The 22,563-nt window shown below is 65.5% G+C and carries 16 protein-coding genes; 10 read left to right on the forward strand and 6 right to left on the reverse strand.

Translation table 11 applies throughout. From position 1 onward, the window contains the following. Positions 1 to 125: 125 nt before the first annotated feature. From GUV69_RS19815 to GUV69_RS19840, 6 genes are all read left to right on the forward strand, one after another. Positions 126 to 356 carry a hypothetical protein gene (locus GUV69_RS19815; RefSeq protein WP_164205513.1) on the forward strand — a complete coding sequence of 77 codons (231 nt, stop codon included), beginning with the start codon at positions 126 to 128 and terminating at the stop codon, positions 354 to 356. Next, positions 353 to 1,516: a papain-like cysteine protease family protein gene (locus GUV69_RS19820; protein WP_164205515.1), complete on the forward strand. Its 1,164-nt coding sequence runs from the start codon at positions 353 to 355 to the stop codon at positions 1,514 to 1,516. The genes GUV69_RS19815 and GUV69_RS19820 overlap by 4 nt, the downstream gene beginning before the upstream one ends. Before the next feature lie 119 nt (positions 1,517 to 1,635). Then, a complete protein-coding gene (locus tag GUV69_RS19825; protein WP_244292910.1) occupies positions 1,636 to 2,775 on the forward strand; it encodes a trypsin-like peptidase domain-containing protein in 1,140 nt (379 codons plus the stop codon). A 37-nt stretch (positions 2,776 to 2,812) separates the two neighbouring features. Then, on the forward strand, positions 2,813 to 5,455 hold the full coding sequence (locus tag GUV69_RS23325; RefSeq protein WP_164205519.1) for an SUMF1/EgtB/PvdO family nonheme iron enzyme: 2,643 nt from the start codon (positions 2,813 to 2,815) through the stop codon (positions 5,453 to 5,455). Next, a complete protein-coding gene (locus GUV69_RS19835; RefSeq protein ID WP_164205521.1) occupies positions 5,452 to 11,061 on the forward strand; it encodes an FHIPEP family type III secretion protein in 5,610 nt (1,869 codons plus the stop codon). The genes GUV69_RS23325 and GUV69_RS19835 overlap by 4 nt, the downstream gene beginning before the upstream one ends. Positions 11,062 to 11,075: 14 nt before the next feature. Next, complete coding sequence (locus GUV69_RS19840) at positions 11,076 to 12,623, forward strand: FHIPEP family type III secretion protein (protein ID WP_164205523.1); 1,548 nt, start codon at positions 11,076 to 11,078, stop codon at positions 12,621 to 12,623. Positions 12,624 to 14,124: 1,501 nt separating this feature from the next. Here GUV69_RS19840 and GUV69_RS19845 read toward each other — a convergent pair. From GUV69_RS19845 to GUV69_RS19860, 4 genes are all read right to left on the reverse strand, one after another. Further along, positions 14,125 to 14,493, reverse strand: coding sequence for a CU044_2847 family protein (locus GUV69_RS19845; protein WP_164205525.1), 369 nt, complete (start codon positions 14,491 to 14,493; stop codon positions 14,125 to 14,127). Continuing rightward, complete coding sequence (locus tag GUV69_RS19850; protein WP_164205527.1) at positions 14,490 to 16,835, reverse strand: CHAT domain-containing protein; 2,346 nt, start codon at positions 16,833 to 16,835, stop codon at positions 14,490 to 14,492. The genes GUV69_RS19845 and GUV69_RS19850 overlap by 4 nt, the downstream gene beginning before the upstream one ends. Before the next feature lie 134 nt (positions 16,836 to 16,969). Beyond that, positions 16,970 to 17,317: a DUF1036 domain-containing protein gene (locus GUV69_RS19855; protein WP_164205529.1), complete on the reverse strand. Its 348-nt coding sequence runs from the start codon at positions 17,315 to 17,317 to the stop codon at positions 16,970 to 16,972. Continuing rightward, complete coding sequence (locus GUV69_RS19860) at positions 17,317 to 17,556, reverse strand: hypothetical protein (protein ID WP_164205531.1); 240 nt, start codon at positions 17,554 to 17,556, stop codon at positions 17,317 to 17,319. The genes GUV69_RS19855 and GUV69_RS19860 overlap by 1 nt, the downstream gene beginning before the upstream one ends. A gap of 150 nt (positions 17,557 to 17,706) precedes the next feature. Here GUV69_RS19860 and GUV69_RS19865 point away from each other — a divergent pair, with 150 nt between their 5' ends. Both GUV69_RS19865 and GUV69_RS19870 read left to right on the forward strand, forming a co-directional pair. Next, on the forward strand, positions 17,707 to 17,844 hold the full coding sequence (locus GUV69_RS19865; protein WP_164205533.1) for a hypothetical protein: 138 nt from the start codon (positions 17,707 to 17,709) through the stop codon (positions 17,842 to 17,844). Positions 17,845 to 18,148: 304 nt separating this feature from the next. Next, positions 18,149 to 18,298, forward strand: a complete 150-nt coding sequence (locus GUV69_RS19870) for a hypothetical protein (protein WP_164205535.1) — start codon at positions 18,149 to 18,151, stop codon at positions 18,296 to 18,298. Between the two features lie 3 nt (positions 18,299 to 18,301). On the opposite strand, the gene GUV69_RS19875 is transcribed toward GUV69_RS19870, so the two are convergent. Next, positions 18,302 to 19,534 carry an amidohydrolase gene (locus tag GUV69_RS19875; protein ID WP_164205537.1) on the reverse strand — a complete coding sequence of 411 codons (1,233 nt, stop codon included), beginning with the start codon at positions 19,532 to 19,534 and terminating at the stop codon, positions 18,302 to 18,304. 101 nt (positions 19,535 to 19,635) lie between these two features. On the opposite strand from GUV69_RS19875, the gene GUV69_RS19880 reads away from it, so the two are divergent. Then, entirely contained in the window at positions 19,636 to 20,463 is an 828-nt protein-coding gene (locus GUV69_RS19880; protein WP_164205539.1) for an SGNH/GDSL hydrolase family protein, read from the forward strand. A 52-nt stretch (positions 20,464 to 20,515) separates the two neighbouring features. On the opposite strand, the gene GUV69_RS19885 is transcribed toward GUV69_RS19880, so the two are convergent. Next, positions 20,516 to 21,493 carry a hypothetical protein gene (locus GUV69_RS19885; protein ID WP_164198707.1) on the reverse strand — a complete coding sequence of 326 codons (978 nt, stop codon included), beginning with the start codon at positions 21,491 to 21,493 and terminating at the stop codon, positions 20,516 to 20,518. A gap of 252 nt (positions 21,494 to 21,745) precedes the next feature. On the opposite strand from GUV69_RS19885, the gene GUV69_RS19890 reads away from it, so the two are divergent. After that, on the forward strand, positions 21,746 to 22,561 hold the full coding sequence (locus GUV69_RS19890) for an MBL fold metallo-hydrolase (protein ID WP_164205541.1): 816 nt from the start codon (positions 21,746 to 21,748) through the stop codon (positions 22,559 to 22,561). The last annotated feature ends 2 nt before the right edge of the window (positions 22,562 to 22,563 follow it).

Raw genomic sequence — 22,563 nt, forward strand, 5'->3', positions numbered from 1 at the left:
TCGTGCATGCTGCGATCGCAAAGACGTCTCGAAATGAGTGACGAGGTTCTCAAGGTAGAACTGGGCATCTTGTACGAGGTCGGGCGCGCCGACCTTGCGCGGCGCAGTGTGACGTCGGCTCAGGGATGAGGCGTAATTGCCTGACCCCCATCTTCCTGTGGGTGGTCCCGCCGGCGGTGATTGCCGTCGTGGTCCTCTTTTTCGTCAAGGAAAAGCCGCTCGCAACCACCGTGGAACACGACATGCAGGCCGAAGCGATCTCCGAAGGCAACATCCTCATCACCGATAACGCGGCGGTAACGCCTCACGGCGATCCTGATTGGATGCTTAATCCACCGCGAAGGGATAAGACATGAGCCTCGACGAGGTCATCGGCGCCACCAGCAGGCCGTACAAGTCCCTGCAATGGGAGGGCAACATCCTTGGCAGCCAATTCGTCACCAAGCAGCTGTCCTTCACCATGCAGGCCCAAACCCAGTCCAACTGGTGTTGGGCCGCCGCATCCACGAGTGTTTCCAATTACTACTGGTGGTTCAGCCACTGGACCCAGTGCAAGGTGTGCAACGCCGAACTCAACCGCACCGATGCCTGCACTCCGCCCGTCCCCGCGGCCTGCAACGTGCCGTGGTACCTGGACCGCGCCCTGACGCGCACCAAGAACTTCGTGAGCATTACCGGCCCCGTGACCTTCGCGCAGATCCGCGCCGAGATCGACGCCGGGAGGCCCCTGGGAGCGCGGGTGGGCTGGAACGGCGGAGGCGGCCACTTCATGGCGATTTACGGCTATGCCAGGTATTTCGGCGCACAGTATGTTGATATTGACGACCCGATCTACGGCAAAAGCCACCTCAGGCTCAGCGACTTCTCCAGCAACTATCAAGGGAGCGGAACATGGACCCACACGTACTACACAAAGAGCTACTTTAGATTGCCCTGGGTCCCAGTCCCGGTGCCCGACCCGGTCCTGAGAAAGATCTGGGAATCACGCCCCATGCTGGACCTGAAACGGTCCGCTGACCCGCAGCACGCTGAGCGAAGGGAAGCAGGGGACTCCACGCAGATCGGGCTGGCCCACCGGGTCTACAGCCTGGGCCTGGACAGGCTGGTGGGTGAACGCACGGAGGGCGCCCCGGAGCCGGTGGGCCTGCGTGTGTACGAAACCACCGACGGTGCGGCCACAGCCTTCTTTGACGTGGATGAAAGTGCCGAGGGAAGCGTCCGCCAGATGTCCATGGCGCCTGCCCATCTGGAACCCTTCGCCCGTGCCCTGGAAGCGGCAATACCGCTGGCTGAAAATTCTGCCGGCCAAACAGAGCTGCGTCTGTTCCGCGTCCCTGCCCTCAACTTTGAGGCCCTGTGGGTAAGCCACGAAGGCGGCGAGGGTGACCTGCTGCTGCCGTTGACGGAGGTCGGCAGGCTGACCGTCGGATCAGAATACGGCTATGAGGACGCCCTCAAAGCCCTCCGGGACGCGGCCCGTCCATTGGCGGATATGGATGACACCATGGGCGCTTAGCGGGGGAGCCGGTTGGGGTCAGCCCTCTGAGCCCAACCCGCCGTGGACATGAACCTGATTTGCGGGGTACGGCAGTGCGGCGGCACCTCGTAGTTCTGAGCACAGGAGTGATGCCCGTGATGAACTGGATGAAGCTGTCGGGATCGCAGCAGCAGCGATTTGATGCGGCCTTGCTGGACCTGTTCGACCTGGAGTCCCTTCAGCGCCTGCTTACCTACCGGCTCGACGTTTCGATGTGGGACATCGTCGGCCGTGGTCCGGCTCAACAGGTGGTGTACGACCTGGTTCGCACCGCACAGAAACAGGGCTGGATGGGGGACCTGCTGCTGGCAGCCTCCGAAGCACGCCTCGGTTACCCCGAACTCGAGGCCCTGAAGACGGAGCTGAATCTTGGCAAGTCTACGACCGCCGACAGCAACAGGGCATTGGAAGCATTCGTCCTGGGGCTTGGAGCGCTCCTCGATCCAGCAGTCCTCCGCGTCAAGCTGGCGAAGGCCGAGGCTGCCGTATGTCGGATCAGCTACCCCCTCACGGGCGGATTTACCAGTGGCGGCACCGGTTTTCTCGTAGGGCCCGACGTTGTCATGACGAACTACCACGTGATGAAGTCTGTCATCGAGGGTCAGGTCAGTCCTGCGGCCGTATCGGTTCTATTTGACTACAAGTTGGACGGCGGTGGCCAGGAGCTCAACGCCGGCACCCCGTTCGGGCTTGCGAACCCATGGCTGGTGGACTACAGCAGATACTCGGCCACCGACGTGCAGCCGCATCCAAACGTTCCGGACACCCCCGCCGATGAGCTGGACTACGCCATAGTTCGGCTGGATCACCGAGTTGGATGTCAGCCGGTGCCGACGAACGTGCCGGGAAACGCCGCCCGCGGCTCGGCGGACGGCGATTCGCCTCGAGGGTGGATCCCGTTACCGGTCGACCAACCAGTCATCGCACCACCCTCATCGCTCCTGATCCTGCAGCACCCGCAGATCGGGATGATGAAGCTGTCTTGGCCGCCCGCAGATGTTCTGGCGGTCAATGGGACCGGCACGCGCATACGGCATGCCTCTGCGACACTGCCGGGCTCGTCAGGCTCTCCGTGCTTCGACGCATCCTTTAACGTGGTGGCCTTGCACCATGCAGGCGACCCCGCCCAAACTGCGACCATCCCAGCAACCTATAATCAGGCCATTCCGATGAAGGCGATCCTCGGTTTGCTGGAAACGCGTGGACTTGATGGAATCCTCGGCGAGCAGTGCCCTTAGGGTGATTGACGTTTTCCTGAGCACGGGAGTGATGCCCTTGACGAACTGGATAAAGCTATCGGGACCGCAGCAGGAGCGATTTGATGCGGCCTTGCTAAGGCTGTTTGACCTGGAGGACCTCGAGCGCCTGCTTACCTATCGGCTCAACTCTTCGATGTGGAATATCGTCGGTCCCGGTCCGGCTCAACAGGTGGTATACGACCTGGTTTGCACCGCACAGCGACAGAATTGGATTGATAAACTGCTGCTGGCGGCCTCCGAAGCACGCCCCGATAACCCCGAACTCGAGGCCCTTAAGTCGGAGCTGGGTTTAGGGTCGGTCGGAGTTCCCGGCGACTGGGAACTCAGCTACCTGATCGGGTTGCGCGAGCAGTTGGATCCCATCCCGTTGCCCGCCGCGGTCGACGGCCGCCGGCACGCCCGGCTAGAAGACCTCTTTGTCCCCCTCGAGCTGCAGGTTGGATTCGGGGCCGCCCGCGAGCAGGTCAGCGAGCCGTCGAAGCTGCTCGCCGGCCGCAAGGTCCTGCTCACCGGAGCGCCCGGCGCTGGCAAGTCGACCGTGCTGCGCCGCGCCGCACTGGCTACCACCGACGATCGGTTGAGCGCCGCGAGGACCGGGACGGCACGGCACGCGGAAGACCCTGACAGCCGGCCGGCTGGGCCCGCACGGCTGCCAATATGGATCGACCTGCTTGAGGTGGTCAGTCAGGCCGCCGCGACGGCAGGGCCGCTGATGTTGGCTGAATGGCTGCCGATTCTGGGTGCGGCGACCTCTCTCAGCCCGGCACAGGTGCACGAACTGCTGCAGGCCGGGGACGTGACGATCTTCTTCGACAAGCTCGATGAAGTGCCGGATGCGGTTCAGCGCCAAGATCTGGTCGCTGGAATAGACCGGATCCAGCGCCACTCGGGGCCACTCGGGGCGCCCAATCACGTCATTGTCGCCTGCCGGACCCGTGCCGCCGAGGGGGCTGAGTGGGCTGCGTCCTTCCAGGAAGTGCGGATCCGACCCATGGGCGGCCGGACCAGGGATGCCTACCTGGCGGCCTGGTGCCACGAGATCTGGGGACCAGACGGTGAGGACGCGCTCCGCACTGTCCTGGACGCTGTTCGTCGTGATCCGGCGCTGGCCGAGCTGGCCGCCTCCCCGCAGATCGCCACGATGCTCGCCAGCATGCCCCCCAGCAGCGGGATGCCGGTGCACCGTGTGCCGCTGTACGACCACTTTGTCACCACCGTGCTGAGCACCGACCGGTTGCGTCGTCACGGTGACCCAGCGACCCTGCGGACACAGATGGTGGCCCTCGCCCACGCCATGCAGCTCAACGGCGAGCCTGGGCAGCTGAGCGCCGGTGCCGCCTCCAACACCCTCGCGGACGCTGGTGGCGCGCCGGACCTGCTGCGCGACCTGCAGCTGCACACCGGGTTGCTGACTGTCGAGCGTCGATTCGGCGTTGGTGACCTGAGCGCAGTGGTGCGCTTCGAGCATCGCACGCTTCAGGAGTTCCTCGCCGCATGCTGGTTCGGCGATCATCCCGACGAGCTCCTACCTCACGTGCACGACTCAGCATGGATCGAGACGCTCGCGATGACAGCCGGAGTTCTTGCCTCCTTCTCGGCCGATCGTCTGCGCGGCCTGCTGACTTCGGTGATCGGCGCGCCGCCATCGGAGGCCGCGAGCGCCAACGCAGAGGAGTGGATTGTCTGGGCTCCCCGGATGGCCGCCGCTAGCGCGTGTCTGACGGAGATCGCCCCCCTCGACATTTCCGAGGAGGTTCTTCGACCCGCCCGCGAGGCCCAGGATCTGATGCTGCCGGTCCTGCGGACCCTGCCGCGCACCACCCGCATCGCCATCGCCGACGGACTCGGATCGGTCCGGGATCCGCGCTTGACCCCTGAAGCCCGTTGGGTCTCGGTGACCAGCGGTCCCTTCATTCGTGGTTCCACGGACGACGACGCGTGGGAGCAGGAGTCGCCGCAGGCAGAGGTGACGGTAGGCGACTTCCAGCTACAACGCTGGCCGGTGACCGTCGCGGAGTTCCAGCTCTTCGTTGCCGTCCATGGTTACGACACGCGAGAGTGGTGGACCGACGAGGGCTGGGCATGGCGCGGGGCGGCCAGCGTGGAGTCTCCCGCCAGCTGGGAGCACCAGATGAGCCGGTCCAACTGTCCGGTCACCGGCGTGAGCTGGTGGGAAGCGAGGGCCTATTGCGCCTGGTTGACAGAGGAATCCAGCGTGCCCGCCGGGTGGCGGGCGGAGCTGCCCACCGAGTCGCAGTGGGAGAAAGCAGCACGGGGCCCGCTCAGCGGCGACCTTCCCCGCAGGCGGTTCCCCTGGGGGGACCGGTGGGACCACACCACCGATCCGGCCAACTCCCGTCCACTCGGCCTCAGTGCCTGCCCGGTCGGGTTGTTCGCGCTCGACGAATCGCCTTACGGCGTCTGGGATATGGCCGGCAATGTGGCCGAGCACTGCCTGGACGGGTTCGCGCCGTACCCGTGCGATCCGGGGACCGACCCGGTCTGCCATGACTACGCTCACGGACACGTGGTGCGCGGCGGCAGCTGGCTCTCCCATCCGCTCGACCTGCGGGTGTCGGTGCGGTTCGGTGAGACGCACATAGCCCGCGACGACCACACGGGCTTCCGCGTGGCACTCACACGAATCGAGAAGCCATGACTGACCAGCAGCAACTGATCGGGCCAAGAGTGGAGGGGTTCCCTCGCGACGAGTTCCTCGAGCTTCTGCGCCTGGTTCGCACGACGTTGATCACAACAGAACGGCAGGAAGATCTGCTTCACGAGCTGCGCGTCCCGGCCAACCTCGTCCTCGGCGAGACGGGCATCGTCGGCCCGGCCTACCACAGCGTGACCGAGCGGCCGAACAGGACAGCTCTCACCGTCCCGGCGCTGCCGCCCCGCGCAGATGATCAGCATGTCGATCTCCAGATCCAAGGCGATCGCGCCTTGCCGGGCGATTACCTCGAGGGCCAGCAGCCGGTCCCGAGCAGGGGGAAGGACGCCGCGCTAAGCCGTGCCGCCGAGATGGTCGCCCCGACCGCCCCGCCCGGTCGATCCACAAACGTGCGTCGCTTCGCCGAGAGACTGCTGGATGCAGTGGCCACACCGGAGCACCTGGACGCCGCCGTCGTCCTTGCCCGCCGAGCACGTAGTCAGCTGCCGCTAGCGGACCAGGACCATTATGACTGGCTGGTGAGCCGGCTCGAAGACGTGCAGGCCGACACCCGCCGCCGATCACTGGCGCAGGGCCAGTTTCCGGATCTGGACGTACTCAGCGACTGGGCCGGTTTCGAGTGCCTTCACTACTACTCGCTGACCGACCGGTTCGTCGGCCGAGGCGACTATCTGGCCCGGCTGGATCGCTGGATCGAGGACCGCGAGGCCGCGCCGGTCATGTGCCTCACCGCCCTCGGCGGAGCAGGAAAGAGTGCGCTGGCCTGGCACTGGGTTGACTCCGTGCTGACCCGTCTTCGCCAAGCCGGGTTCCGCGGGGCACTGTGGTGCAGCTTCTACGAGGGAACGTTCCAGTTCGAGGCTTTCCTGCGACGTGCCCTGACCTTCTGCGGGCGGATGTCGCCGGACCGGGTCGATGCCCTGGACCGGTCCGAGGTCGAGAAACATCTCCTCGACGCCTTGGCCAACGATCGCTACCTCGTAATCATCGACGGTTTTGAGCGGCTGATGGCCGGCTACGCCCAGACTGCCGAGCGGGCCGTGGACGACGAGGGTACCCGCGGGACACCCGACCGGGAGGGAGCCACGACAGCCGACCGGCGGATGACCGATCAACGAGACGGCGCCTTCCTCACGCGACTTGCGGCTCCCTTGGCATCTCGGTTGCTGATCACCACCCGTATGATGCCCGCGGAGCTGGAAGCTGGTGACAACCGACAGCCCCGTCCGCACGTCGTCCACGTCGACCTGCCGGGCCTCGGGCCGGACGACGCCATTGGGCTGTGGGTTGACCTGGCCGGAGAGCCGTCCGTGGAGGAAGAGGAAGAGATCCTCGACGTCCTTACCGCGTGCGGCTTCCACCCGCTGGCGATCAGCATCCTGGCGCGATCGGTCGCGGCGGCGGGCAGTTGGTCGAGCTGGCTCCGGGCGGAGGGACATCACGATTTCGACCCCAGCGGTCCACCGGCGCGGGCCCGCGCCACAGTCATCGGCACCTGCGTCAGCGACTTGAGTACCGAGGCGGAGGAGCTGCTGAGTTACCTGGCGGTCTCCGGCAAGCCGATGTCGGTCGACGAGATCACGCACGCACTGCGCCAGCAATCGATCCTCCAGGGCGAGGAACGCTGGACCGAGGATGGGCGAGTCCAGCGTGAGCTGCAGGACCTCCTCAATCGGGGATTCGTTGGCCGGGCTGTGGTCGACGGAATCACAGAGTACGACGAGCACCCAGTGGTTCGCGGCCTGATGTGGGCACGCTTGACCGATACCCGCCGCACCCCGGATCGGGCCCGTTTTCTGGACCAGGCAATGTCGGAGCTTACCGCTGTACCCGATCCGCAGCTCGCCTCCGGATCGGTGAACCTGGACAAGGCCGCATCGATCTTCCAGGTGCTGGTCTCTACCGGACAGATCGATCGCGCTTGGGAGATGTTCAGCTACAAGCTGTGGACCGCCTTGTACACTCGCGCGGCCTATCGCGAGCTGCTCAATCTGTTCGAGCAGCTGCTGCCGGGCGGAGACCCTCTCCAACTGCTCCCGCTGCAGTCGCCCAAGGAACAGGCGGACGCAGCACAGATGCTTGCCAACCTCATGATGAGCAGCGACGACGCTGAGATTGCCGATCGGCTGCTGATCTGGTCCGGGGTACTCCGACTGCGGATGCGCGACATGGTCGCCTTCCTCGAAGTACGACGGGATCAAACCTGGAACAGCCTCTATCGAGGCGCTCTGTTCGAGACCGAGCTGGCCCTTCGCAGGATCAAAGTCCAGGCCCTCGCCATGGGGGTCGACGGGCTCTTTTCGACTGTCAACCCGTGGATCGGACTCGTCCTGGCCCTGCGGGACAGGTCCAGCGCTGCCCAGACCTATCTCGTTGTCGATGAGAAGGACGAGATCAACCGCCGCTGGTGGACGCAGGGCGTGGCCGAGGGCTACGTCTATCTTGGCGAGGCCGCCAAGGCCATCCAGCTTCTCGACCACCTTGAGGACGACGTCGGCATCGAGCCCGCGCAACAGTCGTGGGAGCTGCTGACACGCGGTATGGCGGAGGGCCAGCAGGGCGGATTCGAGGCGGCCGACAATCACCTGCGCGCGGCCCTTGTCATCGCCCGTCGGGCCAACTACAGGATAGTCCAGTGCTTCGCACTGGTCGCGCTCGGTGATCTCGCCGTCAGCCAGGGGCGGTGGGCCGAGGCCGGGGAGCGCGCCGACGAGTACTTCGAGATCGATCCGACGGGGTACCAGCTCACCGCCGGCGACGCGTGGCGGATCCGCGCGCTTTGCGCCGAGCAAGCCGGTTCGCGTGATCGTGCCTTGGAATATGCCGCCGCCGCGTATCAGGCGTGCGCCTGCGACGGTCCCCCGTTTATGTACGCGGTCGGCGCCCGGCGAGCCCGCGAGGTGCTGGAGCGGCTGGGCGGCTACGTGCCCCGAACGACCAGCCGGCTGCTTCCGACGTGGCAGGAGGAACTCGCGAAGGTCGGCGTGGAAGAGGCCGCGCTGAAGGCGCAAAGGGCTCGCTTCGGTCGGCGAATCGCTATCATTGAGCAGCGGGCCCACAATCCGGAGCGCCGACGGCGGATGCGCAATCTCGTGCACCTGGCTACCGAGGAAGATCGCCGCTGGTGGGCACTGGTGGCGGGAGACCGCTCCGCCCTCACAGCCCCCCTCGCTGGCCGGATGGTTAATTTAGGGCTGTCAGTCGCCGACCTGCGCAAGCTATTCGAGTTAAGTACCGAGAAATCCCTGGAGGTGGTCTTCTTCCGGCTGGACGCCGCTCGGGTGATCGAGCCCGACACCCCGACTCCGTATCACCTGGCCAGCGCCGAGCAACGCGCCGCGTGGCTCGAACAAGTAGACGTGCACGAGACTGCTTTGGACGAATTCCTTCGCAGCGAGCGGGCGGCAGCCACCGCCGAGCCCTTCCGCTACCAAGGCCTCGATGCCCGGGGCGTCGACGCATTCTCACGCGACGCCCGCCGCCGGATCCAAGTGGACGCGGCACCGCCCGAAGCCCGGCAGTGGTGGAACCAGCTGCAGCAGCGACGGGGCTACTGGGACATGCTGGTCCTGGCTGAGTGCATTGCCAGCGCGCCGGCAACCCTGCAGGAGTTTGTGGAGGCCATCTCGTTGACAGGCACCCGCAGCCTGGAGTACGCCTTCATGTCCCTTCGCGAGAAACGGGCCATCGCCCGGCTCGAGGTAACCAGTGTGTCGCGTACCGAGGGCTGGACCCCGCTCGATGTGCTGCTGCGTCTTCAGACCGTCAAGTACCAGCTCGGCTGGCTGGAGCTGGAGGACGACGTCCGGGAGTTCTGGAGAGTTATCGAGGACCGTTATTCGAATCAGCCGGAGCTCGTGCTGCAGCTCGCGGAGCAGCTGGCCATGCGCGGATCTTCGATCGCCCAGTACCACGACGCAAGCCTCCGAAGCAGCGATCCCGAGGACTCCAGGGCAACCATCGCCTATCTGGACTATCTCCGTCTTAATGAAGCACAGTGGCCGGAGGTCACTTGGCCCGACGACGTCTCGGTGCGCCGGTGGAGCTACGACTCAGCCAGTCCGTCCTTCAGGGACGTCGGATCCTGGACACGGGAGCAGATCGACCGGTGGCTTGATACGGCACGTGAGGGCATCGGCTACGCATTGGCGCCCGACCGGGCCCGCCGGTGGTGGGACGCGCTGGAGTCGCAGGTGGCACCGGCGACCATGGTGCGGCTGTCCGAGGAGCTCCAGGCACGCGGTGCAACTGTAGGGGAGTTTTACCGGGCTCATGTCGATGCCGACAGCGACAACCTCGTGGCTGTCTTGGCTTTTCTCGACTTCACGCGGGTTGCCGACCGGCATCTCAGCCCGGACGAGGGCGTGCAAGCCGACCGGCACCTCGGCAGAGGCCACGGGTTCTACGAGAACGATGAGTTCGGAAACGCGGCCGAGGAGTACGAGCTGGCGCTGGCCGCCGACCCCCAGACGGAGGCTGCATATCTGTACCTTGCCCTGTCGTACGAGAAGTTGGATCCCGACGACTCCTCCGCCCTGCGGCGTCCAGTGTCGGTGCTGCAACGCGGGGTGGAACACTGTCCGCACAGTACGGATCTCAGACTCGAGTTGGAGCGGTTCGCGCTCTCCCTCCCGCCATACCAACCTCTCGACCGGCGCCGAGTAGTAGTGGAACTCTCCGACCCGAAAGCAGTCGACATCAACTACCTGCTAAGCGGCGCCGAGGATGTCCGTGCAGACGTCGCCGCCATCGTTGGTGTCCCGATCGCTGGCCTGCGCTTTCGCGAGGCTTACCTCAGCGAGAGTTCCTACCGAATCCTCCTTGACGAGGTTCAGGTCGCCGAGGGTACCTTTATTCCCGGTCACCGCTTCTTCCCCGGCCACCCCGACGGACAGGACGCACCGTGGCCCCGGCCTGGAGACCGACCGCCGGGTGAATGGCTCCCAGCTGAGCAGACGACCGATCCCGACGGCGGTCCGGCCGGGCTGTCACCGGAAGAATACCTGCTGAATGACATTCGAAGGGCCCTGCCGTCGCTCAGTTCGTCCTTGCTGACCGATCAGATCGTGCTGACACTGCTCGACGACGGTTGGACACAAGTGGATGCCGCCAACGATCTCGCGCTGCTGACCTCCTTTACCCGGGTGCTGCAGGGCTTGCTGGACGACGAGGTGCCCATCGGCCACATCGATATGCTCCTGGAGGAGTTCGCGCCGCTGCATCGCGACGGGGTTTCGGAGTCCGACGCCTTGTCTCGACTGCGCAGGCTGGCGGACATCGCGCCGTTGCTGCCCGGCAGCCGGCGGGGCGACGTGAAGGTCCGCCTCGATCCGCAGGTTGAGCACCAGCTCGCAGAAACAGCGGCACACGGTCCGGACGATGTTCTCCTGGTGGCTCCGGACGTTCTGCACAGGATGCTGGACACCATCCGGTCCGCTCTCACTGCCAGTTCCGACCACCCCGGTCGCCCGGTGCTCGTCGTCGGATCGCGCTCCATCCGGCGCCCTGTCCGGCTGCTGGTGCGGCCCGAGTTCCCCGGTCTCCCGGTTGTCGCCGAAGACGAACTCAACGACTCCCGGATGCAGCCGTGATGCCGTCGCCGAGCATGGTCGCTGTTGCGATTACCCTGCCTGCCGCCGATGCCGACCGGCAGGAGGCCGTACAGCTCTACGCTGCCGCAGCGATCGACCAAACCCTACGCGAGCTCGCGTTGCCAATCACAGCGACCAACCCCGTCGTCGTTGTCGGTGATGCTCTCGAGATCGCGATCAACGGTTACCGCTGCGAGGTCCCGAGCACGAAGTACCTGGTTCGCCACACCAGCACGGTGGAGGACAGGATCGCTCACACGATCCATCTCAATGCCGAGTTCCTTATCACCACCGAGGTTGCTGACACGATCTGGAAAGCTGTTGTCGAACCCAGCGACGCGACACCGAACGACCCGCCGCCGTGGTTCGCCGGCCTGGTCCGGAAGCTGGTGCGCCACCGGGCGCGCCCAGACCGGCTCGCGCCGCTGCTCGCGGCGGGGTCACCATCGGAGCCGAAGTCGCTGTTCGAGGCCGTCCTCGACGAGTCGAGCAGAATCACGGTTGTCATCGACGAGAAGACGGCCGCCGGCGACGGCCATGAGAGCTGGCGCTCGCTGCTGTTGGACCTCGCCACCGGCCTGACTGAGGAGCTGGGCGTCCCGCTCCCAATCCCGCGCCTCGAGGTGGAACCGAGCCTGCCGGACTACCATCATGCCGTGCAGGTGGGAGATCTGCGGACCTTGGCCCTTCCCGGCCTCCGCCATGATGAGCTCCTCGTGAACGACACCAGCGAGCGACTGCAGCCGCTGACTTTCGACGGTCCCCAACCGCGTCCGGTGACCAACCCGTCGACGGGTCTGCCGGCCGCCGTGGTTAGTGCCTCGTCCAAGGAAGCCCTCGAGGCGGCCGGCTGGACCACCTGGTCCATGCGCGGGTACGTTGTTATGGCATGCGCCGAGATCGTGCGGCGCCACGCTGCTGCCCTGGTTCACCAACGGTTGCTGCGGTATCAATTGGCACGCTTGGAGTCGGAGAGCCGTACCCTCCGTCCCACTGTCGAAGCCTTGGGCGGTGTGCTTTCCTTGACGCCCGTAGTACGGCGGCTTGTTGCCGAGCAGGTCCCAATCCACCGCCTCCCCGACCTGCTCACGGGTCTCCTCGCGTCCGCGCCGCCGGCGCCGGAGGATCCTCGGTTGGTCCGGGTAACCACCCGCCGCCACCGGGTTGAGGTGGTACCGGCTCCCGAGCTCGACGACATCGTCGAGGCGTCGCTGGCCGAGACCTGCCGTGGACTGCTCTCGACTGCCCTTTCCCGACAGCTCAGCCGGAGCACGACCACGCTGGTGGTCTACCTTCTCGACCCCGCTATCGAGGAGCGGCTCCGCGATCCCGCCGAGCTCACACCCGATGAACGCCGGGCCTTCCTCGACATGATCGCCGCCGAGATGGCCTATCTACCTGCGACCGTCGTAATGCTGCCGGTGCTCCTCACCCGGGCTAGGGTCCGTGCGCGGCTGCGAAGCGTTGTTCAGGTCGAGCACCCCAGACTGAAGGTGGCCGCCTACGAGGAGCTGAACGGCAACCTCAATATCCAGCCGGTGGCCCGGTTGAGTCTGACCTGACGTTTGTCCGTGCCCTGAACATCACCGTCTCTATAATGTCCAGGATCTGGGCCTTATACACGCGTGACCCGCACAGCGGGCAGGCGCCCTGTGGCACTGCATCCAGGGTGAACCGTTCTCCTCCGCCAGAGGCAGTGTTGATCCTCACCTCTACCGTTCGCTGCTCGAAGGTACCCGAGCAGCCACACCGTCCGTAGTCCATGGTGCCATCCGATCAGAGCCGACTCGTGGTATAAGGATGTCACGTCTTTGGCGCCCCGTCACGGGCCTCTCACCGGGAACGTTGCGAGTCCGCTGTGCACGGTGTGGCCTGATTTGGCAACTCGCACCATAGCCGGCGTCCTAACATTCGACCTGATTGGAACAGGGTTTCCGAGTCGGCTTGGGGCGTTACCAAACCTTATGAGCTTCACGGCTCCCGACAGCGACGCCAGGACTCCTGGCCTTCATCGCCCGGTTTGTCACGGCCGAGTTAAAACGGTTCCCCGAATGAACACCCGCGTTGAGACCACTGACGAAGGCGCCCATAAGATCGGGAGGACGCCCGCACTGGGACGCCCGTGCGGAGCTAAGTGTTCGGGCTTTCTCAAGACAAGTACTCGATACTCGGGTGCCACATTTGGACGCTGGATAAAGTCAACTGCATGGCACAGTCTATTGAGCGCCGGCACGGACGCCGCAGAAGTCCCACACCAGTCAAACGAGGCTTACCGCGGTTCGCGTTACTGAGCACCGTCCTGTTGGCGGGTGTAGCTCTCGCTGCCTTGGCCCTGACCCGTTAGGACAACCCAGGCAACGTGCCGAGTGGGTTGGCATTATCGAGTCCTCCGGCGTGGTCAGGCCGGCGATTCCGCGCGCTCAGTGCAGTGGATAGTCGCTTGTAGCTGGCCGCCGCCGTCGTCCTCTGCACAACGGGTCACGTGGTTGGTTGTCTTGCCGCACGATGGGCAGAAAGTGGTGTGTTGTTTGGTCCCCCCTCCAAGATTCTAAGCCGTGCGACGTTTTCGCGTCGGTAAACATCGAGGGCCATTCGTTTCTGGGGAAGGTCAGCCTTCGCCGGCCGAATTTAGTGCGACCGTGTGCCGCACCAGGCCGACGACTACCCATGCGGCGAGGGTGAAGACGAGGGCAGCGATGCCAAGGCCATGGACCCGCTAAGGGGCGAGAAAGCGAGAGGTGGCGTTGCCGCCGAACCAGAAGCGCAGGACGCTGCTTTGATGGCCGTCGACGCATAGCTCACGGCGGTCCGAAGGCCCGGCTGGTCCGCGCAGACCTCACGGCGGTGGAGCTGGTGATTGCCATCGGCACGGTGACCTGGCCGCGGCCCGACGCCGTGCGCCGTGCCGCCCCGATCTCGAATCCCGCCTCGTGTCGATCCTGCTCGCCGGGATGCGGGCGACGGGCTGACGGGTGCGTGCCGGAGATCCCCGGCCCTTTCGTTGCCCGCCTAAAGGCACATTCGTCCTGCTTTGTCAGCTGTCATCGTGAATCCGTCGGCCGGTTACTCGGTGCTGCCAAACTCAGCAGGCCTGGCGGCGGAGGGTCTGTCCGGCCCTGAACGCCATGTCAGTGTCACCTTGAAATTGGAGGTGCTGCTGGCCGCAGCGATGAACGCGCCCACTTCGGCATGCACGTCCAGCCCGAACTCGATGCAGACCTCGTCAGGGCGGTTGCTGACGCTGAGAAGCTCGTCAATGACGGCTTGAACCGCGGGCCGGATATTGCCAAGTGCATTCTCAAAGGTCTGCTGGGCACGGGCAAAGACCTCACCGTGAGCCCCACCGCGCGTGACGGGGCCCGCGGCGCCGTCTTTAACCTCGACGAGGACCGCAGCCCCATTGGCCGTGGGGAATTCGACCAGACGGGTCACGGCTTCTTCCTATTCTTCAGGCGGAGTGCCGCAACAATGAAGGTCATACCGGCGGCCGCAACCAACAAAAGGAAGTCACCCCACGGTACTAAGGTGCCACCGAAGAACAACTCCGAAAACGGCATCAGTGCCAGAGGGGCCAGCAGCACCCAGTCGAGGAATCGGTGCAGTGACTTGGATCGAATCGAGATGATGCCCGCGGTAACGGCGAGAAGACATGCGACGAAGCTCAAGATCGCCAAGTCACCAGCGTAGGACGTGCTCGAACTGCTGCCATCGGAGCGTTGCACCGCTGTGTATTCCACTGTGGCGCCAGCTGCGGCGGCAGCAAGGACGGCTCCGCTGAGGGTGATACGACTCCACCTGGACCCGCCTGGTAGGCCTGACAGGAGGACTAGCGCGTACCCTGCGGGGACTATCAGCCCTAGGAACAAGCCCAAAGGCAGGGTTCTGTAGAGGACACCTCCCCAGAAGACAGTTGCTCCGGCGCCCGTTAGCAGCACGCCGCCCCCGAGGAGCAGCATCGCGTTCAGCGCAGCAGGGGTGTTTGCGGAAACGTCCGCCGCTGATGCGGTCACCGGGACTTTGTCGGGTCCGGGGGGTGCGTCCCAGAATCTTTTCAGAGAGGATGCGAGCCCGGAAGGCTGCCTCCGGTGAGGTGGTGGGCGTGACCCATTGTCCGAAGGATCGGGCTTTGTCGGAGTGTGGGTTGTGAGCAGCTCTGCCCGGGCGGTGGTGGCGAGCCCGTCCGGGTCAGCGGAAGCAGGGTCCAGGCCTTCGAGTTCGGCGGCGACGTCAAGGACGGCCTGCCAGCTGCCGGTATCAGCGTGGTACCGCAATTCCGCCTCCAGCTCCGAGATCCGTTGCCGGCTTTCGCATCGGGTCTTTCGCTCCGCGGCGTCAGGATATGCCGGATCGGCGGCCAGTTGGGCGTAGCCTGCGGCGGCAGCCATCCAGTCCTGTTCATGTTCCGCCTCCCGTGCCCGCAGGTACGTCCGGGCGGCCGTGAAGCGGTCCCGTGCGGTTTCACGGAGTGCCGCCGCGTCACGGTAGGCCGGTTCCAGGGTCAGCAGGTGATTGAGCAGTTCGATGGCGGGTCCGTAGTGTTTGGTCCGCAGTTCGGCGCTGGCCTGGACGTACAGGGCCCGCAGTTGGGCGTCACGGACCCGTGTTTCGGCCATCTGAAGATCAGGTTCGTCGGTCCGGGCCGGTGGTTGGGCCGCTGCGGCCGGCTGGGGGACGGGCAGTCCGGTGAGCGTAAAGAGTTCGGTGGAGCCTCCCCGCACGTACAGCACCGGGGTTACCCATTCCAGGGTGCCGCCCGATTTCCCCCTCATAGAGATGCGTCCGTTGCGGGTAGCCTCATCGATGCTGCGGCCGTTGGCAAGGGCGGCGTAAAAGCCGTGGGCGAACGCAACCGCCCCCACATCGCTGACGGTGAACTGCATGGCCGCCACCGCGTTGATCCCGCCCCGCACCAGGGCGGCGGCGGTGCCGGCGAACAGATCCTGGTCACCGCTGCGGCCGGAGTAGCAGGAATTGAGCACGACCAGCCGGGGGACCGGCCTGGCGGTGCTGAGCAGGTCCACGAAGCGGCTGGCCTCGATGCTGTCCGCCCGCCCGTCCGCCCGGAGCAGGGTGATCTGTCCCTCGTCGGTAGCGGTGTCATAATCCCCGTGGCCGATGAAGTGCAGGACATGCCAGGGCCCGGCCAGCAACTGCTCGTGAACATCGTCCCAGGTGGAGTGTTGCGCCCAGACCAGTTCGATCCGTCCGGCGGCGGCAGGCCCGGCAAGGGCCCTCGCCAGGTGCTCCTTTTCGGCCTCCACGTCCAGGGCCGGCAGGCCGCGAGGGGAGGCAACGACACCAAGGATCCGCAGCGGCGGCACAACCTCCAACGGGTTCACATGGTAATCCGGGGCGGGGACGTGGCGCAGCAGCGGCTCGGTCTGACACAAATATGATTCCGTCTCGGGATCGAAGAGCATCTCCCATGGCAAGGCGGCCAGCTGCGGCGCACCGAGCCTGAGAACCAGGCGCAGCTGCCGGCCTGACTGTTGCGCCGCTCCCAGGCTCGCCCGGTATGTCCCGTACACTTCCCGGCTGAACAGCGCCTTAAACAGCTGCTGCCCGACCTCCCGGACAGGGCGCTCCGCGAGGGGGGTCTGCCGGCGCGCAAAGGCTGCCGATGCCAGGACCGTAGCCTCCAGATTCGCGAGTCTGTTCAGGATCCCTTCCACATCCAGGTCAAACGTGCCCGCAGCATGCCCACCCGCCGGGGCCCGGAGCACACGTACCGCGTACTCACCCGGTACGGAGCCCGACCCAATCTCCAGCTCCATGTCACCGTCCACGGCAACCATCCCTACCAACGATTCTCGGATACGGGCCGCCCGCCGGGACACCAGCACACCGGCTTGCCATCGCGAACCCGGGGTGCGTTGGGGAATGTAAGGGGCCCCGGTGCGCGCCTGCGTCAGGTCAGGCGGACGGTGTGGTCCAGGATTCCCCACCCCACCTCGAATTTGGCGAGGCCAAGCGTGCGGCTGTCGCTGCTGCCGGTTTGCCAGCACCAGTCAAAGGCTCTCGAGGGCAACTGCGTGAAGAACGGGCCGGACCAGCTCCTGGTGCGGGACTCGTTCTCGGCGAAGACGAAGTACTTTCCCGGTCCCGCCCACCCGCTGTAGACCTTCACGGTGCCACCGGGCCCGATGCGGTACCAGCCCTTCTTGGACCAGTCCGTGCCGCCCTCGCAACCGGGAGAGTGGTACGCATAGGCCACGAAGAGGGTGTCCCCGGTGCCGTTCTTGAAGTAGACGCCCATCACCGGGCCGCCTCATCCGTAGGGCGCCGGGGCGGGTCCGGCGGCATCAGTTCGCTGCCTGGACTTGCCGCGGCCGCATACTCCTCGTCCAGATCCTCGCCTTCGCGCAAGTCCATTCCGCTTGCTGTGCCTGTTACCGGAAACCTGTCGGTGGTCCGTGCTTCAGGCAGGTTCTCGCTGGCATCGCCGAGGTTCTCCTGCACTTGCTGCGGCGTCCATTCGCTCCGAAGTCCGCTCATCGTGTCACCTTTCCTTTAATGGATGTGCACGCTCAAGCATTCGGGAGACGCGTTACGGCAGCGTTACGGCACCAACAGGTAGCCGGTGGTCCCGGAATCGGGTACTCCCTACGCTGTTGGTGCGGCCGCGCCGCATCTTACGGTCGCTGCATGACGCGATTAGCTGAAGCAGTTCGCAGATTCGTGGCGGAGCACATCGTCGGGGACGATCCGAACCCGGAACTGTCCCGCCTCGACCAGGAAGACATCGCAGCGCACGCACGGTATGCGCTGGACGGACTTTTGTAGTCTGACGCTGAGGGAGCGCCGCTAGCTCCCGACGGCCTGCCAATTGGCCAAGTCGGCCGGCGATTCCGAGTGCTCCGCGCACTGGACGGTCGCCCATAACTGCCCGCCGCCGTCGTCCTCGTATCACCCGTAGTCGGCACCAGAAAGTCGAGTACTGCGTACTCGTGCAAGTCACCGGTACATTCGATGTACTTATTGAGCCGGCGGGATTCAGGGTTGGTGCCCGCTACGGTCTCCGCCGGCGCCATCATCTGAAAACGAGCACAGCCCACCCATCGTGGCGTGGACGGAAACGCAGGACACCATGCGAATCAGATTGGCTACCGGCGACAACCTGGACTCCATGAATTGCCCGCACCAGTTTGTTGGCCAGTGTGATGCGTGCACCGCGTCGCGGCAGGTGGCTCCCGCTGAACAGCGGGACCTGCAGTGGAACCGGGACGCGGCCGACTGACCTCTACGCGGAGCCGCCAAGGTAGGTCAATGCCGCCACCACCTGCGCCCGGACCCCGAACTCCAGCGTCGGATCCAGGACCGGCGCGAAGAAGGGGGAGTGGTTGGCCGGAATGTCCTTGCTCACGGTACCGTTTGCGACGGCGGTCCGGTACGTTTCGGGGTCCGCGCCGCCGATCATCCAGAACGTGTAGGGGACGCCGAACGCGTCCGGGATGCGGCTGAAGTCCTCGGACGCAGTCTGCCTTGCGGCGGTGTGGACGGCGTCGGTGCCGAAGTGGGCGGTGAAGGCTTCGGTCACTTTAGCGGTCACGGCGTCATCGTTGGTGGTCAGCGGGTACTGGCCGTAGTACTCGAACACGGGCTCCTGCGGCGACCCCGCGGTGACGCACTCGCCCCGGACTATCCGCTCGATGGCCGCGAGCACTGCAGTCCGCACCTGGTTGTCGTACGTGCGGATGTTCAGCAGCAGTGTGGCGCGGTCCGGGATGATGTTCGACTTTGTCCCGGCGTTCAGCGCCCCCACCGTGACCACGGCGAAGTCCCCGGGTTTCGTTTCCCGCGAAACCACGGTCTGCAGCCTGAGCACAATTGAGGATGCCAGCACCACCGGGTCCACCGCCATGTGCGGCATCGACCCGTGTGCGCCCTTCCCGAACACCGTAATCCGGAGCGAATCCCCGGCGGACAGCACCGGTCCCGCCGCGGTGGCCACCGTCCCGGCAGCAATCGGCATCACATGCTGGGCGAGGGCGACGTCGGGCTGCGGCACTATGGTGACCAGGCCGTCGTCGACCATTGCCTGCGACCCCGCGCCCACTTCCTCGGCTGGCTGGAACAGCGCAACGTACGTCCCGGACCAGGCGGCGCGGCCGTCTGCCATCAGCTTCGCGGCGCCCAGCAGCGTGCTGACGTGCACATCGTGTCCGCATGCGTGCATCACGCCAGCCACTGTGGAGGAATAGTCGAGGCCGGTGGCCTCGGTGACTGGCAGCGCGTCCATGTCCGCGCGCGCCAGGACCGTGGGGCCCTCGCCGTTGGATAGGACGCCGACGACGCCGGTACCTCCCAGGTGCGTGACCTCATAACCGAATGTGGTGAGTTTCTCCGCGACGAGTTGGGCGGTCCGTTGTTCTTCGAGGCTGAGTTCCGGGTGCCGGTGCAGGTCCTGGTAGACGTCCCGGACCCAGGGGAGTTCGGCCTTGAGGCCGGCCAGGACCGTGTGGTGGATGCTCATGCACTTCGCTCTCTGTGGGTTCAGCACTCAGCCTAGACCCGGGCTCGCCCGCCGGGCGACGGTAAGATGTGCCGGTGATAAGAAACCGTGGGGGCTTCAACGTGACCAAGCAGGAATGGATCAAGTACGGCGCGCTTTTTCTACTGGCCGTCGTCGCTTTCGGCGTTGCCGGGATCGCCCTGACCAACCCGCGGGCTCCGGAGGAACCGGCAGGCGCCCTGTCGGCGACTCTTCCGGCCGCAACACCAACCGGTCCTGCGACGTCTGCCCAGGCACCGACGGCCACGGCAACCGCCACCCCCTCGGCGTCCGCAACGGCGCAGCGGAAGGGAATCGAGCTTCCCGCCCAGCCCGTCCTCCTGATTCTTGGTGACTCCTACACCGCTGGCATGGGGGCGGCCCGGGAGGAGCAGGGGTGGGCATACGTGGTTGCCGATTCGCTCGGGTATCCCACGAACATCGACGGCGTTCCCGGAACGGGGTTCGCCTGGGGCGGCGGACCGCAGGATGACCGGGGCCTTGAGTACGAAGTCCGGCTGCGGGAAATCGCCGAAGATCCGCGCTTTGTCCCGAACCTCCTCATCCTTCAGGGCGGGCAGAACGACGCCTTCCTCAACAACCCCGATGAGCTGAAAACCGCCACCACGCAGACCATCGAGACGGCCCGCAGGCTGTGGCCCGGCGTCCAGGTGGTGGTCCTGGGGCCCTCCGCCCCGCAGCCCCTTGCCGAAGAACTCAGCAGCGCGAACACCGCGGTCCGTGCGGGCGCCGAGGCCGCCAGCGCCCCGTTCATCGATGCGTACGAGGCCGGCTGGTTCACGGCCGCGAACAGCCCAGGATTCGATGCTGACGGCGCGCACCCCAACACCGCCGGCTACGCCCACATGGCCGGAAAGTTCCTGGAGGCGTGGGCCACTTTAACTGAATGAGCGGCCCAGGCCGTCGTGGCCCTGGGCGGCTCATTGGCTTGTTGCCGGGGAGCTAGGGTGCCTCCACCATGGTGACCCGCTCGGCCAGTTCCAGCCAGAGCCCGTAGTCATAGTCCATGCCGGCGGGGCACGCCAGCGCCAGTTCCATCAGCCCGTTGCTGCTGGTGGTTGTGCGCACGGCCAGCCGGTAGACAACGTCGGCATCGCTGTCGTTCTTGAAGCGGAGTTCTGCCTGCTGCATTTCGATTTCCCGGCCATCGTCGCGCAGCTTGACGTAGAGCGACCGGGTATCGTCGACCAGCTCAACCGGCTTGCCCAGCGAGGTCTTGACGCCCTCGATCTCCGAGGCCAGGATCCGTTTTGTGCTGGCCTCATCGTCGGTTTCGCCGGTGGGCTCCAGGGTTGCCTGGTACGTGGTGAAGGTGCACTGCAGGCTGGCGTTCCGGTAGTTGACGGTTCCTTCGCTGACCTGTTCCTTGGTCCAGCCCTGGGGTTCCTTGATGGACCACACGGGGGCGCTGGTGAAGCCGGCATCGTCAAAGGTATAGACGGATGTGGATCTCGTGGCTTCGGTGTCCGCCAGCTCCTCGGACGCCGCAGATTCTTCCGGCGCCGCCGATTCAGTGGCTTTGAGGTCGGGCACGGGGTCCGCCTGATTGCTGCCCGCCAAGCCATTGAAGGCCATGACTCCGGCCACGGCAAGGACAGCCACAACGCCCGCACCGCCTGCTACCCAGCCCCACACCGGCATGCCTTTCCTCGGCGGAGCCTGCATAAAGGAGCTGCCCGGGCCGTACTGGCCGCTGTCGTTGCCGTACGGTGGCTGGCCCTGCTGCGGCCACTCCTGCTGGGTGTAGGGCGGCTGGCCTGGCTGCTGGTTCGGCTGCTGCGGGTGGGGAGGGAACTGCTGTGCCTGCCCGTCCGGGCCAAACACGGGGGCCGGCGGGATGGGCGGATGCGGAGTGCCTTCGGGCGGCGGCTGCTGGTTGTTCGGCTGCTGCGGCCATCCGGGCTGCTGGTTGTTGGTCACGTAGTTCCCCCAATATTTGGCGCGAGAAGTGCAGCTACCATCATGCCGGTTTTTTGGAGCGGGCCGCGATGGGGAGCACTGCCCACCGCACCTGCCCGGGCATGGCTGAGTGCCTCGAAGCTGGACAGCCGCACCCGGTGGAGTGACGCCGTCGGACGCTCAGCTCATGCCCGCCTCCCGGAAGCTCAAGGCTCCGTGGGTAGAATCGAGGCCAAGAAGAACCGAAGTGATTTCCGGAGGTACGGAGTAAAAATGTCAGAATGGCTCGAAGTCGGCGCAGACAATTACGTGCTGGTGACCGAAGGTTCGCTGCTGAATACCGGCCTGATTGTTGGTTCCGAGCGTGCCATGGTGGTGGACACCGGCTGCGGGCCGCGGCAGGGGCGCGAGATCCTGGACGCTGTGCGGGAGAAGACTGACCTGCCCATCGTGGTGGTCAACACGCACGCGCATTACGACCATTTCTTCGGCAACGCCGTATTCGCATCCGACGGCGCCACCGAGTTCTGGGCGCACGAAAACTGCGCCCGCGAAATCGACACCCACGGTGACCTCCAGCGCCGCTTCGTGGGCACGCTGGAGCCGGAAATGTCCACCGGCGAGGGCGAGAACGTGGACCTGGTGGTGCCCAACGCGATCGTCCGGGACCAGCCCGTTCTGGTGGACCTCGGCGGGATCACCGTCACCCTGTTTTACCTGGGCCGCGGCCATACCGACGGCGACCTCCTGGTGGGCACCCCCACCACCCTCTTCGTGGGTGACCTCGTGGAGCAGGGCGCGCACCCGTCCTTCGAGGACTCCTACCCGGAGGACTGGGCGGACAGCCTGCGCCACATCTCGGCGCTGCGCCACCGCTACGAATTCCTCATCCCCGGCCACGGCGAGCCCTGCACCGATCAGTTCGTCAAGACCATGGCCAACACCATGACCACCGCCGTCCGCCAGGCCCAGCTGTCCATCCGCGAAGCCCCCTCCGACGCCACCAAGGCCATCCCGGTTCTGCCCTACGGCCCGGAGCAGTCGCGCTGGTTCATCAAGCGACTGCAGGAGACGCGTTCCCTCCACTAACA

It is taken from the genome of [Micrococcus luteus] ATCC 49442 (assembly GCF_010367585.1).
GTDB lineage: Bacteria > Actinomycetota > Actinomycetes > Actinomycetales > Micrococcaceae > Arthrobacter > Arthrobacter luteus_A.

Excerpts from the sequence above, each read along its gene's own strand:
- GUV69_RS19815 (WP_164205513.1), top strand. The coding sequence starts at position 126 with ATGAGGCGTAATTGCCTGACCCCCATCTTCCTGTGGGTGGTCCCGCCG.
- GUV69_RS19820 (WP_164205515.1), top strand. The coding sequence starts at position 353 with ATGAGCCTCGACGAGGTCATCGGCGCCACCAGCAGGCCGTACAAGTCC.
- GUV69_RS19825 (WP_244292910.1), top strand. The coding sequence starts at position 1,636 with ATGAACTGGATGAAGCTGTCGGGATCGCAGCAGCAGCGATTTGATGCG.
- GUV69_RS19835 (WP_164205521.1), top strand. The coding sequence starts at position 5,452 with ATGACTGACCAGCAGCAACTGATCGGGCCAAGAGTGGAGGGGTTCCCT.
- GUV69_RS19840 (WP_164205523.1), top strand. The coding sequence starts at position 11,076 with ATGGTCGCTGTTGCGATTACCCTGCCTGCCGCCGATGCCGACCGGCAG.
- GUV69_RS19850 (WP_164205527.1), bottom strand. The coding sequence starts at position 16,835 with ATGGAGCTGGAGATTGGGTCGGGCTCCGTACCGGGTGAGTACGCGGTA.
- GUV69_RS19855 (WP_164205529.1), bottom strand. The coding sequence starts at position 17,317 with ATGGGCGTCTACTTCAAGAACGGCACCGGGGACACCCTCTTCGTGGCC.
- GUV69_RS19860 (WP_164205531.1), bottom strand. The coding sequence starts at position 17,556 with ATGAGCGGACTTCGGAGCGAATGGACGCCGCAGCAAGTGCAGGAGAAC.
- GUV69_RS19865 (WP_164205533.1), top strand. The coding sequence starts at position 17,707 with ATGACGCGATTAGCTGAAGCAGTTCGCAGATTCGTGGCGGAGCACATC.
- GUV69_RS19870 (WP_164205535.1), top strand. The coding sequence starts at position 18,149 with ATGCGAATCAGATTGGCTACCGGCGACAACCTGGACTCCATGAATTGC.
- GUV69_RS19875 (WP_164205537.1), bottom strand. The coding sequence starts at position 19,534 with ATGAGCATCCACCACACGGTCCTGGCCGGCCTCAAGGCCGAACTCCCC.
- GUV69_RS19890 (WP_164205541.1), top strand. The coding sequence starts at position 21,746 with ATGTCAGAATGGCTCGAAGTCGGCGCAGACAATTACGTGCTGGTGACC.